Annotated in this window: 16 protein-coding genes; all 16 read left to right on the top strand. The window is 32.0% G+C overall.

The window, feature by feature from the left end:
* The first annotated feature begins 16 nt into the window (after positions 1–16).
* The 16 genes from ABXT61_RS06650 (at position 17) to ABXT61_RS06575 (ending at position 19,480) form a co-directional block, all read left to right on the top strand.
* A complete protein-coding gene (locus ABXT61_RS06650) occupies positions 17–1,024 on the top strand; it encodes an aspartate-semialdehyde dehydrogenase (protein WP_415315129.1) in 1,008 nt (335 codons plus the stop codon).
* The gene (gene sdhC / locus ABXT61_RS06645; protein ID WP_415315127.1) at positions 1,014–1,397 is read left to right on the top strand and encodes a succinate dehydrogenase, cytochrome b556 subunit; all 384 of its coding nucleotides are present in this window, start codon (positions 1,014–1,016) and stop codon (positions 1,395–1,397) included. Before ABXT61_RS06650 ends, sdhC begins: the two co-directional genes overlap by 11 nt.
* Position 1,398: 1 nt before the next feature.
* The gene (gene sdhD / locus ABXT61_RS06640) at positions 1,399–1,725 is read left to right on the top strand and encodes a succinate dehydrogenase, hydrophobic membrane anchor protein (protein ID WP_415315125.1); all 327 of its coding nucleotides are present in this window, start codon (positions 1,399–1,401) and stop codon (positions 1,723–1,725) included.
* On the top strand, positions 1,725–3,497 hold the full coding sequence (gene sdhA / locus ABXT61_RS06635) for a succinate dehydrogenase flavoprotein subunit (RefSeq protein ID WP_415315123.1): 1,773 nt from the start codon (positions 1,725–1,727) through the stop codon (positions 3,495–3,497). Before sdhD ends, sdhA begins: the two co-directional genes overlap by 1 nt.
* Positions 3,497–4,270, top strand: coding sequence for a succinate dehydrogenase iron-sulfur subunit (locus ABXT61_RS06630; protein WP_415315121.1), 774 nt, complete (start codon positions 3,497–3,499; stop codon positions 4,268–4,270). Before sdhA ends, ABXT61_RS06630 begins: the two co-directional genes overlap by 1 nt.
* A 24-nt stretch (positions 4,271–4,294) precedes the next feature.
* Complete coding sequence (locus ABXT61_RS06625; protein WP_415315120.1) at positions 4,295–5,788, top strand: CoA-acylating methylmalonate-semialdehyde dehydrogenase; 1,494 nt, start codon at positions 4,295–4,297, stop codon at positions 5,786–5,788.
* Positions 5,789–5,796: 8 nt separating this feature from the next.
* Positions 5,797–6,759, top strand: coding sequence for a malate dehydrogenase (gene mdh, locus ABXT61_RS06620; RefSeq protein ID WP_415315119.1), 963 nt, complete (start codon positions 5,797–5,799; stop codon positions 6,757–6,759).
* Positions 6,760–6,762: 3 nt separating this feature from the next.
* Positions 6,763–7,923 (top strand): ADP-forming succinate--CoA ligase subunit beta, encoded by a 1,161-nt coding sequence (sucC, locus tag ABXT61_RS06615; RefSeq protein WP_415315117.1) that lies wholly within the window; start codon positions 6,763–6,765, stop codon positions 7,921–7,923.
* Position 7,924: 1 nt separating this feature from the next.
* Positions 7,925–8,800, top strand: coding sequence for a succinate--CoA ligase subunit alpha (sucD, locus tag ABXT61_RS06610; RefSeq protein ID WP_415315116.1), 876 nt, complete (start codon positions 7,925–7,927; stop codon positions 8,798–8,800).
* Between the two features lie 34 nt (positions 8,801–8,834).
* Positions 8,835–11,738, top strand: coding sequence for a 2-oxoglutarate dehydrogenase E1 component (locus ABXT61_RS06605; RefSeq protein ID WP_415315114.1), 2,904 nt, complete (start codon positions 8,835–8,837; stop codon positions 11,736–11,738).
* Positions 11,739–11,740: 2 nt separating this feature from the next.
* A complete protein-coding gene (gene odhB, locus ABXT61_RS06600) occupies positions 11,741–13,018 on the top strand; it encodes a 2-oxoglutarate dehydrogenase complex dihydrolipoyllysine-residue succinyltransferase (RefSeq protein ID WP_415315113.1) in 1,278 nt (425 codons plus the stop codon).
* Positions 13,019–14,419 carry a dihydrolipoyl dehydrogenase gene (gene lpdA, locus ABXT61_RS06595; RefSeq protein ID WP_415315112.1) on the top strand — a complete coding sequence of 467 codons (1,401 nt, stop codon included), beginning with the start codon at positions 13,019–13,021 and terminating at the stop codon, positions 14,417–14,419.
* Positions 14,420–14,441: 22 nt separating this feature from the next.
* Complete coding sequence (gene priA / locus ABXT61_RS06590; protein ID WP_415315110.1) at positions 14,442–16,397, top strand: primosomal protein N'; 1,956 nt, start codon at positions 14,442–14,444, stop codon at positions 16,395–16,397.
* Positions 16,398–16,507: 110 nt separating this feature from the next.
* Positions 16,508–17,065: an ATP synthase F1 subunit delta gene (gene atpH, locus ABXT61_RS06585; protein ID WP_271564824.1), complete on the top strand. Its 558-nt coding sequence runs from the start codon at positions 16,508–16,510 to the stop codon at positions 17,063–17,065.
* A complete protein-coding gene (atpA, locus tag ABXT61_RS06580; RefSeq protein ID WP_415315108.1) occupies positions 17,066–18,601 on the top strand; it encodes a F0F1 ATP synthase subunit alpha in 1,536 nt (511 codons plus the stop codon).
* A gap of 3 nt (positions 18,602–18,604) precedes the next feature.
* The gene (locus ABXT61_RS06575; protein WP_415315106.1) at positions 18,605–19,480 is read left to right on the top strand and encodes a F0F1 ATP synthase subunit gamma; all 876 of its coding nucleotides are present in this window, start codon (positions 18,605–18,607) and stop codon (positions 19,478–19,480) included.
* The last annotated feature ends 2 nt before the right edge of the window (positions 19,481–19,482 follow it).

The raw sequence follows: 19,482 nt of genomic DNA, 5'->3' as shown, positions 1-19,482 counted from the left end.
AAAGCCTAATAATATCATGAATATAGCAATTATAGGAGCCACAGGTAATGTTGGAAGAAAAATTCTTGAAGTTCTAGAGAGAAAAAAACTTCCTATAAAAGAACTATTTTTAGTTGCTTCACCAAGAAGTGCTGGTCAAAAAATAAATTTTAGTGGCAAAGAACATGAGGTTTTTAACCTTAAAACATTTGATTTTTCAAAAATCAAAATTACTTTCTTTGCAGCAGGTGGAAAAATTTCAGAACAATATGCTTTAAAAGCAGCAAAGCACTCAATAGTTATAGATAATTCTAGTTTTTTTAGAATGGATCCTGATGTGCCATTAATTGTTCCACAGGTAAACTCAGAAGCAATTAAGAGTATGAAAAAAAATATAATTGCTAACCCTAATTGCTCAACAGCTCAGTTAGTAATTGCTCTTAAACCGTTACATGACTTATTCAATATTGTACGAATAGTTGTTTCGACGTATCAGTCTGTCTCAGGTGGTGGCAAAGACCCTATGGATGAACTAATAGAACAAACTAAATCATCTCTAGAAAATAAACAAATTAAACCTAGAAATTTTACTAAACAAATTGCTTTTAATGCCATTCCTCACATCGATGTTTTTGCAGATGATGGTTATACTAAAGAAGAATTAAAAATGACTAATGAAACTAAAAAAATTCTTGGTGACAAAATAAAATTAACAGCAACATGTGTAAGAGTTCCAGTTATGGTTTCTCATGCGGAGTCAGTAAATATTCAATTTGAAAAATCATTTTCTTTAGAAAAAGTTAGAGACACTCTTAGTAAAGCAGAGGGCTGTAAAGTTTATGATAAAAGAGAAGATGGAGGATACAGCACTCCAATTGAAGCAGAAGGTAGAGACGAAACTTATATTTCAAGAATAAGAGAAGATAAAACTAACAAGAATTCATTAAACCTATGGATTGTTTCTGATAATTTACTTAGAGGAGCGGCATTGAATGCTGTTGAAATTGCAGAAACTTTAATTAAAAACAATCTTAATGGAAAATAATAATCCTTTATCACCACATATTCAGATCTACAGATGGCACATATCTTCTTTAGTATCTATTTCACATAGAATTACAGGAATAATAAATATAGCTGCCATAACAATAATTTGTTTTTGGATTGTATCCTTACTACTAGGTGAAAATAGTTATGAGTTTACTAAGGTACTTTTAAATTCTATTTTAGGAAAATTCATAATTTTAGGTTTAACATGGTCATTTAGTTTCCAGATATTAAGTGAAATAAGACATTTAATTATGGACCTAGGATATGGGTTTGAATTAAAAGTATCAAAGATAACAGGATTAATCGTAATCATTGGTTCATTTTTTTTAACAATTTTAATTTATTTAATTGGAAAGCAATTTATTTAGTATGAATAACGTGACTAAAAAATGGCTATTAATGAGAGTAAGCTCTGTGGTGTTGATACCATTAATGACATGGTTTATTTTAAATTTAGTTTCAGTTTTTAATAAAGATTATGTTGATATTGTTAATTTTTTTTCAAATCAGCCATCTAAAATTTTAGTTTCTTTGTTGTTAGTTTTTGCCTATTTTTTTTCAGCTTTAAGTATTAGTGAGGTATTTGAAGACTATATACAGGATGAAAAAATCAAAAATGTCGCAAACAAAGCACTCAATATTTTTGCTATACTAGTTCCATTAATCACAATAATTGTAATATTTAATTTAAACTAATGAGCTCATATAAAATAATAGACCATGAATATGATGTTATCGTACTTGGTGCGGGCGGCTCAGGCTTAAGAGCTGCTGTTGGTTTAAGTGAAGCTGGTTTAAAGACAGCCTGTATTTCAAAAGTATTTCCAACAAGAAGTCATACCTCTGCTGCTCAAGGAGGAATTTCTGCATCTTTAGGGAATATGGGTGAAGATGATTGGCGTTGGCATATGTATGATACTGTCAAAGGGGCTGACTGGTTAGGTGACCAAGATAGTATTGAGTATCTTTGTAAAGAAGCTCCAGCAGCTGTTATAGAATTAGAAAAATATGGAGTTCCATTTAGTAGAACTGATGATGGTAAAATTTACCAAAGACCTTTTGGTGGAATGACAAAAAATTATGGTAATGGAATTGTTCAAAGAACATGCGCAGCTGCAGATAGAACTGGACATGCAATACTTCATACCCTTTATGGACAAGCTTTAAAACATAACACTGAATTTTTTATTGAATACTTTGCTCTAGATTTATTAATGAAAGATGGTGAATGCAAAGGTCTTATTGCTTGGAATTTAAATGATGGAACAATTCACAGATTTAGAGCTCATAGTACAATAATTGCAACAGGTGGTTATGGAAAAGCTTATTATTCTGCAACTTCAGCACACACTTGTACTGGAGATGGAAATGCAATGGTTTTAAGAGCAGGTTTACCATTACAAGATATGGAATTTGTACAATTTCACCCAACAGGAATTTATGGACATGGAACTTTAATTTCTGAAGGTGTTAGAGGAGAAGGTGGCTATTTAGTTAATTCAAAAGGTGAAAGATTTATGGAGCGTTATGCACCAAAAGCTAAAGACTTAGCATCTAGAGATGTAGTAAGTAGATCAATGTCAATTGAGATTAATGAAGGAAGAGGTGTGGGTAAAGAACAGGATCATGTTCACCTACACTTAAGTCATTTAGACAAAAGTATTATTGAAAGTAGACTTCCAGGAATAACGGAAGCAGCAAGATTATTTGCAAATGTTGATGTAACTAAAGAGCCAATACCAGTAGTGCCCACTGTTCATTACAATATGGGAGGTATCCCAACAAATTATAAAGCTGAAGTATTAACAGGCAATGATTCTGAAACAGTTCCAGGATTAATGGCAATTGGTGAGGCTGCATGTGTTTCTGTTCATGGAGCAAATAGATTGGGATCTAATTCTTTAATTGACCTAGTTGTATTTGGAAGAGCCGCAGCTAGAAGAGCTGCAGAACTTGTAAAACCAGGAACTCCACACGAGGATATAGAAGAGACTGAAACAGAAAAATGCTTAGAAAGATTTGATAAATTAAGAAACTCTAATGGTGAAAACAGTACTGCAGAACTTAGACTTTCAATGCAAAAAACTATGCAATCAAAGTGTGCTGTTTTTAGAACAGAAAAAACACTTAAAGAGGGTGTTGATGATATTAGAAAAGCATACGATGGAATGGAATCAATTTCTGTAAAAGATAAGTCACTTGTTTTTAACACCGATTTAGTGGAAACATTGGAGTTTGATAATTTGATAAGACAAGCAATTACAACAGTGGATTCTGCTTATAATAGACAAGAGAGCAGAGGTGCACATGCAAGAGAAGATTTCCCAAAAAGAGATGATGAAAAATTTATGCAACACACTATTGCTTGGTGTAATGGAAAAGATTCAAAAATTGGTTATAGACCGGTTACTAAATCAACTTTAACAAATGAAGTTCAATATTTTCCACCACAAGAAAGAGTTTATTAGTGGTTCAAATAAATTTACCTAAAAATTCAGAGGTTCAAAAGGGTAACTATTATCAAGATAAAACTGGATCAAAAAATATTAGAAAAGTAAATGTTTATAGATGGGATCCCTCAAATGGAGAAAATCCAAGAGAGGATACTTATGAAGTTGATATGGATAACTGTCCTTCAAAAGTATTAGATATTTTAAATAAGATTAAAAATGAAATTGACCCATCATTGGCTTATCGGAGATCTTGTGCACATGGTGTTTGTGGATCTTGTGCAATGAATATGGATGGTAAAAATGGTTTAGCATGTACAAAACCTCACTCAGAAATTGAAGGAGATATAAATATTTATCCACTACCTCATCTAAAAGTTAAAAAAGATTTAATTGGGGACCTAAGTGGATTGTATAAACAATACGAATCAATTGAGCCTTGGTTGAAAACAAATACAAAAGTTGAAACTACAGAAATTATTCAATCTCAAAAAGATAGAAAAAAATTAGATGGTGCATATGAATGTATCATGTGCGCATGTTGTTCCACTTCTTGTCCAAGCTATTGGTGGAATGAGGATAAATTTTTAGGTCCTGCAGTTTTGCTTCAAGCTTATAGGTGGATAGTAGATAGTAGAGATGATGAAAGAAAAGAGAGATTAAAAAAAGTAGCTGATGAACTTAAGTTGTATAGATGTCATACTATTATGAATTGCACCAATGCTTGTCCTAAGGGATTAAATCCAGCAAAAGCCATAGCTGAATTGAAAAAAATGCTTGCAACAAGCTAATTACCCCTTTAAATAACACCATTCATGAATTTATTAGAACATTTTGTTGGTGGAAAGCTAATTTCAGGCTCATCTGATAGAAAAAGTAAAATTTTTAACCCTGCAACAGGTGAACAAGAGTCTGAAGTAAAATTAGCCAGTAAAACTGATCTTGATCAAGCTGTAGAAGTAGCTCAAAAAGCTTTTGAAACTTGGTCATTAAAACCTGCCCTTCAAAGAGCAAGAGTGATGTTCAAATTTAAAGAATTAATAGAAAAGAATACTGATGAACTTACAAAATTAATAGTCTCAGAGCATGGCAAGGTTTATGAAGATGCTAAAGGTTCTTTAACAAGAGGCTTAGAAGTTGTTGAGTTTGCCTGTGGAATTCCACATTTACTTAAAGGAGAATTTTCAGAGAATGTAGGAACAAATGTTGATAGCTGGTCGATGCGTCAGCCTCTTGGAGTTGTTGCTGGTATTACACCTTTTAATTTTCCAGCAATGGTACCTATGTGGATGTTCCCTTTAGCTATTGCATGTGGAAATACATTTATTTTAAAACCATCAGAAAAAGACCCATCTTGCCCCCTAAAATTAGCAGAATTGCTAACGGAAGCTGGATTGCCTGATGGTGTTTTTAATGTTGTTAATGGAGATAAAGAGTCTGTTGATGCAATTTTAACAAACAAAGATGTCAAAGCTGTAAGTTTTGTAGGTTCAACACCAATCGCAAAATATATTTATGAAAATTCTGCAAAAAATGAAAAAAGAGTTCAAGCTTTAGGTGGTGCAAAAAATCATTTAGTTGTAATGCCTGACTGTGACCTTGATGGTGCAGTAAATGGATTAATGGGTGCTGCATATGGGTCGGCAGGAGAAAGATGTATGGCACAATCAGTAGCAGTAGCTGTAGGAGATATCGGTGATGAGTTAGTTGCTCGTTTATCAAAAAAAGCTGAAGCATTAAAAGTAGGACCCGGTATGGATAAAACATCTGAGATGGGTCCACTAGTTACAAAAGAACATTTAGAAAAAGTAAAAAGTTATGTTGATCTTGGAGTTGAAGAAGGTGCTAAATTAATTGTTGATGGAAGAAATATAAAACTTCAAGGATATGAAAATGGTTTTTTTATAGGTGGCTGTTTATTTGACCATGTTAAAAAAGATATGAGAATTTATAAAGAAGAAATATTTGGACCTGTCTTATCAGTTATAAGAGTTAAAACTTTTGAAGAAGCAACAAAACTAATTAACGATCATGAGTATGGTAACGGAGTAAGTATTTATACAAGAGATGGTGATGCTGGAAGAACATTTGCCAGTAAAATTCAAGTTGGTATGGTTGGAATTAACGTTCCAATACCAGTACCAATGGCATTCCATAGTTTTGGTGGATGGAAAAGATCATTATTTGGAGATAGCGCAATGCACGGTGCTGAAGGAATTAAATTTTATACAAAACTTAAAACAGTAACATCTAGATGGCCTTCTGGAATAAGATCTAATGCAGAATTTGTCATGCCAACAATGAAATAAGGAGAAAAATGAAGAAAATATCTTTAATAGGAGCAGGTCAAATTGGGGGCACTCTTGCTCACTTAATAGGAACCAAAGAAGTGGCTGATGAGGTGGTACTTTTTGATGTTGCAAGTGGCATAGCTAAAGGAAAAGCTCTAGATATAGCCCAATCTTCCTCTGTTGATGGTTTTAATGTGAAATTTTCAGGTACAGACAATTATGAAGATATAAAAGATTCAGATGTAATAATAATCACTGCAGGTGTTCCAAGAAAACCAGGAATGAGCAGAGATGACTTATTAGGTATTAATCTAAAAATTATTAAACAAGTAGCAGAAGGTATTAAAAAAAATGCACCCAATGCATTTGTTATATGTATCACCAATCCGTTAGACGTTATGGTGATGGCCTTTCAAAAATTTTCAGGGTTACCAGCAAATAAAGTAGTTGGAATGGCAGGAATTTTGGACAGCTCAAGACTTAAATTATTTTTATCTCTAGAGTTAAATGTTCCTGTAAAAGAAATTGAAGCAATGGTTATGGGAGGTCATGGAGACACAATGGTTCCTTTACCAAGATTCACAAAAGTTTCAGGTAAACCATTACTAGACTTAGTTAAAGAAGGAAAAATATCTCCAGAAAGATTAGAAGAAATTAACCAAAGAACTAGAGATGGTGGAGCTGAGATTGTTAAATATTTAGAAAAAGGTTCTGCATTTTATGCGCCAGCAGCTTCAGGAGTACAAATGGCAGAAGCATATTTAAAAGATGAAAAAAAATTACTTCCATGTGCAGTTCATTTAAATGGAGAATATGGAGTTGGCAATGTTTATGCTGGTGTACCAGTAATAATTGGAAAAGATGGTGTTGAAAAAATAGAGCAAATAGACTTGGATGAAAAAGAAAAAAAAGAATTTATGCACTCAATAGATGCTGTGAAAGCATTATGGGAAGCTGCATCAAAAATAGATCCAGATCTATCTAAATAAATCATGAATATTCATGAACACCAAGCAAAAAAAATCCTAAAGGAATATGGGGCAGTTGTGCCCGAGGGTGTTTTTGCATTAACAGTCGATGAGCTGATTAAAAAATCAAAATCATTAAAAACGGAAAAGTTTGTATTAAAAGCTCAAATCCATGCCGGTGGAAGAGGCAAGGCAGGAGGTGTAAAAATTTTAGATACCATTGAAGAGTTAAGCGTTGCTGCTAAAAAGTTATTGGGAAAAACACTTGTAACACATCAAACTGGCCCTGAAGGTAGAGAAGTAAAAAGATTATATGTGGAAGTATCTTCCAATATAGATAAAGAATTTTATCTATCGTGTTTAATCGATAGAGCAAGTTCAAAAATTGTATTTATTTCCAGTGATCAAGGTGGAATGGATATTGAAGAGGTTGCGGATAAAACGCCCGAAAAAATTATAACAACAAAAGTAGATATTGTTAATGAAATCTCAGATGCTGATTGTGAGAAGATAGTTAAAATTTATAGCTTAACTGATGATGCTAAAAAGCAAGCAATAGCACTAATTAAATCAGTATATAATATGTTTTTAGGCACGGATGCTAATATGGTTGAGGTTAACCCACTAATATTAACTAAAGAAAAAAATATAATCTGCTTAGACGCAAAGGTTAATTTTGATCCTAACGCGCTATTTAGACATCCTGAAATTATAGAGTTAAGAGATTTAAATGAAGAAGATCCAGCAGAAATAGAAGCGAGTAAACATGATCTTGCTTATATAAAATTAGATGGAAGCATTGGTTGTATGGTTAATGGAGCAGGTTTAGCAATGGCAACAATGGATATAATTAAATTATATGGTGAAGAGCCAGCAAATTTTCTAGATGTTGGTGGTGGAGCTTCAAAAGAAAAAGTTTCTGCTGCGTTAAAAATAATTCTTTCAGATAAAAACGTTAAAGGCATATTAATAAACATTTTTGGTGGGATAATGAGATGTGATGTCCTTGCTCAAGGTGTTGTTGATGCTGCTAAAGAGATAAATATAAGTGTTCCATTAGTAGTTAGACTTGCAGGAACAAACTTTAAAGAAGGAAAAGAAATTTTAGATAATTCAGGATTAAAATTAATTTCAGCAGAAAATTTAGATGATGCTGCAAAAAAAATAGTAGAGGCTATAAAATAGAATGTCAGTTTTAATTAATAAAAATACAAAAGTTATATGTCAAGGTTTCACAGGTGCACATGGTACTTTTCATTCTGAACAAGCATTAAAATATGGAACAAATCTTGTAGGTGGAGTTACTCCAAAAAAAGGAGGACAAAAACATCTTGAACTTCCAGTATTTAATACTGTAGCTGAAGCTAAAAAAGAAGTTGGTGCGGATGCAACTATGATTTATGTACCAGCAAAATTTGCAGCAGCAGCTATAATAGAAGCTATTGATGCATCCATTGAGCTTATAGTTTGCATTACTGAAGGTATACCAATTCAAGATATGCTTCGTGTTAAACAAAAGCTAAATAGTTCAAAAAGCAGATTAATAGGACCTAACTGTCCAGGAATAATTACTCCTGACGAATGTAAAATTGGGATTATGCCTGGAAATATACACAAGAAAGGTTCTGTGGGAATTGTTTCAAGATCTGGAACTTTAACTTATGAAGCGGTTGCGCAAACAACCGAAAATGGATTAGGACAATCCACTTGTATAGGAATTGGTGGAGATCCAATAAATGGAACGAACTTTATTGATTGTTTAGATTTATTTTTAAATGATGATGAGACAGAATCTATTCTTATGATAGGTGAAATTGGTGGTTCTGCAGAAGAAGAAGCAGCTGAATTTGTTAAAAACCATAAAATAAAAAAACCTATGGTTGGATTTGTTGCTGGAATAACAGCACCCCCTGGAAGAACTATGGGGCATGCAGGAGCTATTATTTCAGGTGGTAAGGGTGGAGCAGAAGACAAGATTAAAAAGATGGAAGAATGTGGAATTACAATTGCAAAATCACCATCTGAACTAGGCAAAACATTATTTAACAAATTATCTAATTGAAAATTATTTATCTGATATTATATCAATAGAATAGATGTCATCATCAAAAAATCTCGAATTCGAAAAAACTTCATTTCTTAGTAAATCTAACAGTGCATTTATAGAACAAATGTATTTAAAATTTATCAATAAAGACAAAGATCTTCCTGAAAGCTGGCAAAGTTATTTTGAGGGTATGAGTGAAGATTTAAATATGATTACCAAGGAAATTAATGGTCCATCATGGGGTGTAAAAAAAAAAATTGATATTGATGAAATTGAAAAAAAGATCAAAGAAAGTGAAAAAAAATTTTCTAATAGAAGTGGTGATACAAAAGTTAATTCAAAAGATTTAATCAAAAGTAATCTTAACTCAATTAGAGCCGTTGCTTTAATTAGAGCATATAGGCAAAGAGGACATTTATTAGCAAAGCTTGACCCACTTGGAATGATGAAGACAGAGTATTTAGATGAATTACATCCTGAATATTATGGGTTCAAAAAAGAAAATTATAATGAGAAAATTTATTTAGATGGTGTAATAAATAAAGAGCACTCCACCGTAAGAGAAATATTAAGTTTTTTAAACAAAACTTATTGTGGGCCTATTGGTTATGAATATATGCATATATCAAACCCAACTGAAAGAAAATGGCTTAGAGATAGAATCGAACAGGATGAGAACCCTCTTCAATTTACAAAGAATGGTAAAGAAGCTATTTTGAATAAACTTATTCAAGCTGAAGGATTTGAAAAATTTTTACATACAAAATATGTTGGTACAAAAAGATTTGGACTAGATGGAGGAGAAAGCTTAATCCCTGCTTTAGAACAAATTATTAAAATTGCTGGTCAATCAGAAGCTAAAGAAGTTAAAATTGGAATGTCCCACAGAGGTAGGCTCAATGTGCTAGCAAACGTTTTACAAAAATCATACAAAAGAATATTCAATGAATTTGCGGGAGACGTTCAAACAACAGGAGAAGAAGGAGCGGGAGACGTAAAATACCATTTAGGAGCATCATCGGATAGAAAATTTGATGGAAATTCTATACATGTTGGTCTTACAGATAACCCCTCGCACTTAGAAGCAGTTAATCCTGTTGTATTAGGACAGACTAGAGGGAAACAATTTTTTCATGAAGATAAAGAAAGAAATAAAGTTTTGCCTATTTTAATACATGGTGATGCAGCATTTGCTGGACAAGGTGTTGTGGCTGAATGTTTTGCAATGTCTGGTTTGCCAGGCCATAATACAGGTGGAACAATTCATTTTATTGTTAATAATCAAATAGGCTTTACTACAAGCCCAAGGTTTGCAAGATCATCACCATACCCATCGGATGTTGCAAAAATGGTAGATGCCCCAATACTTCATGTAAACGGTGATGACCCAGAAGCAGCTGTTTATGCTACAAGAATTGCAACAGAATTTAGACTAAAATTTAACAGAGATGTTGTGGTTGATATAATCTGTTACAGAAGGTTTGGTCATAATGAAGGAGATGAACCTTCATTTACTCAACCATTAATGTATAAAAAAATTAGATCACACCCTACACCAGTAGAAGTATATGGAAGCAAATTAGTAAATGAAAATACACTTTCAGAGAATGAACTTAAAAGGTTTAAAACTGAATTTAAAAGCTTACTAGATGATCAATACAAAAATGCAAAAGATTATAAGCCAAAAATTGAATGGTATGAGGGAAGCTGGTCAAGATATAAACCAGAAAAAGGAAAGGATAAAAGAGGTGTAAGTGGTTTTGATCAGAAAAAACTTTTAGAAATTTCAGAAAAAATTAATTCAACACCAGAGGAATTAAATTTACACAAAACTATAATTAAAATTTTAAATACTAGAAGAGCATCAGTATCAAATGGAAAAGGTATAGATTGGTCAACAGCTGAAGCTTTGGCGTTTGGCTCATTATTAAAAGAAGGTTATCCCGTGAGATTAGTTGGACAAGATTCAGGAAGGGGAACGTTTAGTCAAAGACACTCAGTTCTAAGAAATCAAGAAGATAACTCCAGATATGTTCCGCTAAATAATATTTCAAAAGTTCAAAAACGATATGAAATAGTAGATAGTTTTTTATCAGAATTAGCAGTTTTAGGTTTTGAATATGGTTATAGTTTAGTTCAGCCAAACACCCTAACAATGTGGGAAGCACAATTTGGTGATTTTGCAAATGGTGCACAAGTAGTAATAGATCAATTTATTGCATCTGGAGAGAGAAAATGGACAAGGGCATCCGGGTTAGTAATGCTTCTCCCTCATGGTTATGAAGGCCAAGGACCAGAGCACTCTTCAGCAAGATTAGAAAGATTTTTACAACTATGTGCTAATGATAATATGCAGGTAGTAAATTGTACAACACCAGCAAACTACTTTCATGCTTTAAGACGTCAAATGCATAGAGAATTTAGAAAGCCATTAATAATAATGACTCCAAAATCTTTATTAAGAAACAAGCATTGTGTTTCAAATATAGAAGACTTTGATAAAGATACATTTTTCCACAGAATTTTATGGGATCATGCACTAGATGAAGAAAATGGATTTATAAAATTAAAAGAAAGCTCAAAAATTAAAAAAGTAATTTTATGTTCGGGAAAGGTTTATTTTGATCTGTTAGATGCTAGAGAGAAATTGAAAAAAGATGATGTAGTGTTGTACAGAGTTGAACAACTTTATCCTTTTCCAGTTAAAAGTTTAGTTAAAGAAATCAAAAAGTATGCAAAAAATGCTAAATTTTATTGGTGCCAGGAAGAACCAAAAAATATGGGAGCATGGTTTTCTGTAAGGGACTATATACAATGGACATTAGAAACTATTAACGCTAATAATAAGGAAATTTCTTATATAGGAAGAAGTCCAGACGCATCTCCTGCAACAGGGTTTGCAAAAAGACATATTTCACAACAGCAAGAAATTATTAACAAGGTTTTTGAATAAAAATGAGTGAAAAAATTTTAGTACCGGTCTTGGGTGAGAGCATAACAGAAGCGACTGTTGCAAAATGGCTTAAGAAAGAGGGTGATGCAGTTGCAACTGATGAGGCAATTGTAGAACTAGAAACTGATAAAGTTAATTTAGAAGTTCCATCTCCCATAGATGGAGTTTTATCTGAAATAAATTCAAAAGATGGAGAGACAGTTGAAGTTGGAGCCTTACTTGGTTCAATAAGTCAAAATGGAACTCAACCATCTGAAAAAAAAATGATTACAAAAATTGAACCTAAAAGAACTGAAAATAATGTAGTTAATTTAGAAATTAAAAAAGAAGTTCCTAAAGTTTTTAAAGAACCTGAAGAGGAAGAACCTTTAATATTAACCAATGAGGTTAAAGAAGAGAAAACTGATTCTTCAAATAAAAATAATGAAATACTTTCACCAGCCGTAAGAAAAATGGTAGTTGAAAATAAAATTGATTTAAAAAATGTTAGTGGCTCTGGTAAAGAGGGTAGAATTCTTAAAGGTGACTTAATTAGTATGATGGGAGAGAACCCACAGCCATCAGAAAGAAAAATTAAATATGGCCAAGAAGAGAGAATTAAAATGTCTAGGCTTAGACAGACAATTGCAAAAAGATTAAAACAAGCACAAGAAAATGCAGCATTATTAACAACCTTTAATGAAGTTGATATGACTGGCATAATGGAAATGAGAAAAGAGAACCAGGAAGATTTCCAAAGTAGATATGGAATTAAATTAGGGTTTATGTCATTTTTTGTAAAAGCATGTGTTGCTGCATTAAAGATGTACCCGTCAGTTAATGCTGAAATAGACGGAGATGAAATTATTTACAAAAATTATTACAATATGAGTTTCGCAGTAGGAACTGAAAAAGGATTAGTAGTACCAGTATTAAGAGATGCTGATCAATTATCATTTGCTGATATCGAAAAAAATATTAAAACTATTTCTGAAAAAGCAAGAGATGGAAAAATAACCATAGAAGACCTTCAAGGTGGAACCTTTACAATTAGTAATGGTGGAGTTTATGGTTCAATGTTATCTACTCCAATATTAAATTTACCTCAATCTGGTGTGTTAGGTATGCATAATATAGTTGAAAGACCAATGGTAGTTGATGGTGAGATTAAAATTAGACCCATTATGTATCTAGCCTTATCTTATGATCACAGAATTATAGATGGAAAAGAGTCGGTATCATTCTTAAAAATGGTTAAAGAAAACTTAGAGGACCCAAGAAGGTTGTTTTTAAATATTTAAATGTCAGATAAATTTCAAGCAGTTGTAATAGGTGGTGGTCCAGGAGGTTATGTCTGCGCAATAAGATTGGCACAATTGGGACTTAAAACAGCATGTATAGAATCAAGAGGTTCATTAGGTGGAACTTGTTTAAATGTTGGGTGCATACCTTCTAAAAATTTATTAAATATTTCTGAAAATTATCATAAGGCACAAAATTTTTCTAAACTTGGCATAGAAGTGGGTGAGGTAAAACTTAATCTTCAAAAAATGATGCAAAATAAGGATAAAGCAGTAACAATATTAACTAAAGGTGTAGAATTTTTATTTAAGAAAAATAAAGTCACTTATTTTAAAGGCACTGGAAGCTTTAAATCTGCAAATAAAATCTCAATATTAGATGATCAAAAAAAAGAAACTATAATTGAGGCAGATAAAACGGTAATTAGCACAGGATCTGTACCAGTAGAATTGCCAGGAATGAAATTTGATGAAAAAATAATTGTATCTTCAACAGGTGCATTAACTCTGCAATCGGTTCCAAAAAAAATGGTTGTAGTTGGTGGAGGTTATATAGGATTAGAGATGGGATCTGTTTGGTCTAGATTAGGTGCTGAAGTTCATGTGGTAGAATTTCTTGATCATATTACGCCAGGAATGGATAGAGAAATATCTTCAGAATTTATGAAAATTTTAAAAAAACAAGGAATTAACTTTCACATGCAAACTAAAGTAGAGGGAATTACTAAAAACACCAATGGAGCTAGTGTTTCAACATCTGACAAAGATGGAAAAAAAATCAATTTTGATTGCGATGTTGTTCTTATATCTGTTGGCAGAAAACCTAACACTAACAATTTAAATTTAGAAGCAATTGGTGTTGAATTAGATGAAAAGAAAAGAATTATAACAAATAAAAGCTTTCAAACAAATGTAAGTAATGTTTATGCAATTGGTGATGTAATAGATGGACCAATGTTAGCGCACAAAGCTGAAGATGAAGGTATTGCAGTTGCAGAAAATATAGCAGGACAATCAGGGCATGTAAATTATGATATTATTCCAGGTGTTGTTTATACAACTCCAGAAGTTGCTTCAGTTGGAAAAACTGAAGAGCAATTAAAAGAATCAAATATAAAATACAAAATTGGTAAATTTTCGTTTATGGCAAACTCAAGAGCTAAAGCAATTGATGAAGCAGAAGGCTTTGTTAAAATTCTAGCTGATGAAAAAACAGATAGAGTTCTAGGAGCACATATTATTGGACCTCATGCAGGTGAATTAATTGGAGAAATTGGAGTTGCAATGGAGTTTGGTGCTAGTGCTGAAGATATTGCAAGAACATGTCATGCTCACCCAACATTTTCCGAAGCAGTAAAAGAAGCAGCGTTATCAGTAGATAAAAGAGCAATACACTCTTAAAGTATTTTCATATTATAAAGATATGAAAGTACCGATTCTTATACCAAATATTTTTAATCATCCCTTTACTTACAATTCTGATTTAACTTTAAAAGTTGGGGACTATGTAGTGGTACCCTTTGGAAAGTCAGAGGTAACGGGAGTTGTGTGGGATGACTTTGAAAAAAAAACAAATAAAAATTTTGCAATTAAAACAGTTTTAAGAAAATTAGATGTTCCGTCATTAAAGAAAAATACAATTAAATTCTTAAACTGGTTTTCAGAATACAATATGACACCTAAAGGTATGGCATTAAAGTTATTATTACTAAGTAGTGGTGCTATAGAAAAGTTACCAATTGAAGCTTATGAGCCATTCAAAATTGACATCAAAGAAAATGAAATAAAACTTTCTAAAGAGCAAAAAGATTCATTAAAAAAAATGAATGTATTAAATCAAAAATTTAGAGTTCATGTTTTACAAGGTACTACAGGGTCTGGTAAAACGATGGTTTATTTTGAGGCTTTAAAAGAGATAATTAATAAGGGTTTTCAAGGGTTAATTCTACTGCCAGAAATAGGATTAACAGGACAATTCCAAAATAAATTTATAGAATTTTTTGGATTCAAGCCTGCTGTGTGGCACTCAGCTATTACAAAAAAAAATAAAGAAATTATTTGGAGTGGAATAGCAAATGATAAAATTAAAGTTGTAATTGGTGCTCGGTCCTCATTGTTTTTACCTTTTAAAAAACTGGGATTAGTCATTGTTGATGAAGAACATGATCAATCTTATAAACAAGATGAGGGAGTAACTTATAATGCGAGAGACATGGCAATTTCTAGAGCATCTTTTGAAAATATTCCAATCAATTTAATAACAGCCGTCCCTTCTATTGAAACTTATGACAATATTAAAAAAGGCAAATATAGTTTATCTAAACTTGATCAAAGATATTTAAATGCATCTTTACCAAAATATGAAATAATTAATCTTAATAATTCAAAGTTAGAATCTCAATCTTGGATATCAAAAAAAACAATTGAGAAAGTAAAATTTCATCTTGAAAAAAAAGATCAAGTATTATTTTTTTTAAATAGAAGAGGATTTTCACCCCATGCTTTATGTAAAAAATGTTTTACTAGTTATTCATGTCCAAATTGTTCAATAAATTTGGTTTATCACAAAAACAAACAAAATTTATTATGTCACTACTGTGGATACAAAGCTTTACTAAATAGGGACTGCTCGAAAGAAGGAAAATGTGATTTTATTTTTAGTGGGCCTGGAGTTGAAAGAATATCTGAAGAAGTAAAAAAAATTTTCCCCACCAAGGAAACAACTATATTTTCTAGTGATACAATGAATAAAAAAAGTTCAGCAGATATTTTGGAAAAAATTATAGATAATAAAATTCAAATTTTAATTGGAACTCAATTAATATCTAAAGGATTCCACTTTCCAAGCTTAAATTGTATTGTTGTTGTTGATATCGATTTATCATCACAAGGTCATGACTTGCGAGGCGCAGAAAAGAATTTACAGTTATATCACCAACTTTCAGGTAGAGCAGGAAGAACAGGAAAGCCAGCAACTGTTTATTTTCAAACTTATAATTTAGATACCAAAATGATAACAGACATTACAAATAAAGATCCTGATATTTTTTTAGATAAAGAACTTGAAATTAGAAGGGAAAATAATCTTCCACCGTTTCAGAGATTTATTGCTTTAATAATTACTGGCAGCAATGAAAGAGAACTTGAAAAAGAGGCTTATAAGTTTAAAGTTTTTATAGAAAGTGCTGTCGAAGGTAGAGTTCTTGGCCCTGTGAATGCACCTATATTTAGATTAAAAAGAAAGTTCAGAGTAAGACTTTTGATCAGAGGTAGAAAATCTCTAAAAGTACAGAATTCACTAGCCAAAATCATTGAAAAATTCAAATTTCCTACTGGAATGAAACTAACAGTTGATGTTGATCCAATAAACTTCAATTAACGGTCAAAAAATAACACTTTTAGACAATGTGTGACTTGAAGAGAATAGGGTCATATGTTAATTAAAACGGAAAATTAATAAATCTTCAAATATTTATAAGGAACAATAAATTGAGCAAAAATAAAGGTTTTTCTGAAACATCAGCAGGCAGATATTCCCTGGCACTTTATGAATTAGCAATAGAAGCTAATAATTTAAGTGAGATTGAGGTTCATTCTGCTTCAATTATTAATTTAATTGCTTCAAGTGAAGATTTTAAATCTTTAATTAAGGATCCAACAAATAACAAAGAAGACCAATTGAATGCTCTAAGCAAAATTTCAGAACAATATAAATTAAATGAATTATTAACAAAATTTTTAAGTTTCTTAATATCTAAAAGAAGATTCTTTTACGTGGATAAAATTCTAAAAAGCTTTGTTGAGACATGTTCAGTCAAAAGAGGTGAATTAAAAGCAGAATTAACTTCTGCAAAAGATCTTACTGAAAATGAGATTAACAACATAAAAGAAGAATTGACTAAAAACTTTAGTTCAAAAATAAAATTAAACTACAAGCACGATGCAAGTTTAATTGGGGGTTTGATTGTGCAAGTCGGAAGCACAATGGTGGACACTTCCATTAAAAATAAATTACAACAAATCGAAAATAGGATGATAGAGGCATAAATGGATATAAACCCATCAGAAGTAACAAAGATATTAAAAGAACAAATTAAAAAATTTGGCGATAAAGCAGAAGTGACTGAAGTTGGTCAAGTTTTGTCAGTAGGAGATGGTATTGCTAGAGTATACGGGCTAGATAACGTTCAAGCTGGAGAGATGGTAGAATTTTCCGATGGATCAAAAGGAATGGCTCTAAACTTAGAAAGTGAAAATGTTGGAGTTGTAATTTTTGGAGATGATAGAAAAATTAAAGAAGGTGATGTTGTTAAAAGAACAGGAAGCATTGTTGATGCACCTGTTGGAAAAGAACTATTAGGAAGAGTTGTTGATGGATTAGGAAATCCAATTGATGGTAAAGGTGCTTTAGATAAAGCAACCAAAAGGAGTAGAGTTGAAGTAAAAGCTCCTGGAATTATTCCAAGGCAATCTGTTAGTGAACCAATGCAAACAGGCTTAAAATCAATTGACAGTCTAGTTCCAGTTGGAAGAGGACAGCGTGAATTAATTATTGGTGATAGACAAACTGGAAAAACTGCAGTTGCTATTGATGCGATCATTAACCAGAAAAAAATAAATGAATCTGGTGATGAGAAGCAAAAACTTTATTGTATCTATGTCGCTATAGGTCAAAAAAGATCTACAGTTAGACAAATTCAAAAAACTTTAGAAGAAGCTGGTGCAATGGAGTATACAACAATTGTAGCCGCTACTGCTTCAGATGCTGCGCCACTTCAGTTTTTAGCGCCATATACAGGCTGTACTATGGGTGAATACTATAGAGATAATGGTATGCATGCATTAATCATCTATGATGATTTATCTAAACAGGCTGTAGCTTATAGACAAATGTCACTTTTATTAAGAAGACCTCCAGGAAGAGAAGCTTATCCGGGAGATGTATTTTATTTACACAGTAGATTGCTTGAGAGAGCAGCCAAGCTTAGTGATGAGCATGGTGGAGGTTCGTTAACTGCTCTTCCTATAATTGAAACGCAAGGTGGAGACGTATCTGCTTTTATTCCTACTAATGTTATTTCAATTACAGATGGTCAAATATTTCTTGAAACAGAATTATTTAACCAAGGAATTAGACCAGCGATTAATGTAGGTCTATCGGTTTCTAGAGTTGGATCTGCAGCACAAACAAAAGCAATGAAAAAAGTTTCTGGTTCAATGAAGCTGGAGCTTGCTCAATATAGAGAGATGGCTGCCTTTGCACAATTCGGATCTGATTTAGATGCATCAACACAAAAACTTTTAAATAGAGGTTCGAAACTAACTGAACTTCTAAAACAAAAACAATATTCTCCTATGACGGTTGCTGAACAAGTAATTTCAGTTTTCTGTGGAGTTAAAGGTTATTTGGATGATGTAGAACTTAAAGATATTGCTGAGTTTGAATCTAAGATTATTGAAAAATGTAAATCTGAAAAACCAAAAATTTTAGAATCTGTTTTAAGCTCAGGTAAACTTGAAGAAGATACTGAAAAATCATTAGTTGAAACTATCATGGAACTTAAGAAGAACTTTAATTCTTAAAATATGGCAACACTAGACGACTTAAAAAAAAGAATAGCGAGTGTAAAGTCTACACAAAAAATTACCAAAGCTATGAAAATGGTTGCGGCTGCTAAACTTAGAAGAGCTCAAGAAAATGCTGAAAAGGGAAGGCCTTATTCTGAAAAAATGAATAACATTATTCTTAATTTATCTAGTGGTATTTCTGATAAGGAAAATGCACCTAAGCTCCTTTCTGGAACAGGTGAAGATAAGGTGCATTTATGTATTGTGTTAACATCTGACCGTGGTCTATGTGGTGGTTTTAATACAAATATTATTAAAAAAGCCAAAACATATTTTAAAAAAATATCTGATGAGGGAAAAGCTTTAAAGATTATAACTGTTGGATCTAAGGGTTATGATCAATTAAAAAGAGTTTATAAAGATGATATCGTAGAGAGAATATCTTTTAAAGATTCAAAAACTATCAATTATCTAGATGCTGAAAAAGTAGGAAAAATGATAATTGAAAACTTTGAAAAAGAAGAATTTGACGTGTGTACAATTTTTTATAATAAATTTAAAAATGTAATCACTCAAATACCTCAAGAACAACAAATAATTCCTTTAAAAACATCTGAAGCAGAAGAAAATTCTTCTGAGGATAATTATGAATTTGAACCAGATGAAGATGAAATTTTAAGCAATTTATTGCCTAAAAATATATCTACTCAGATTTTTAAAGCGATGTTAGAAAATTCAGCTAGCGAACAGGGTTCAAGAATGAGTGCAATGGATAGCGCAACTCGAAACGCAGGTGAAATGGTTGACAAGCTTACTATTGAGTATAATAGAAGTCGTCAAGCAGCTATTACAAAAGAACTAATTGAAATCATATCAGGAGCGGAAAGTTTATAATT

Source organism: Candidatus Pelagibacter sp. Uisw_137, assembly GCF_047720245.1.
Lineage (GTDB): Bacteria > Pseudomonadota > Alphaproteobacteria > Pelagibacterales > Pelagibacteraceae > Pelagibacter.
Note: the sequence above shows the minus strand (reverse complement) of the source record. Positions and strands in the feature narration are given on the sequence as shown.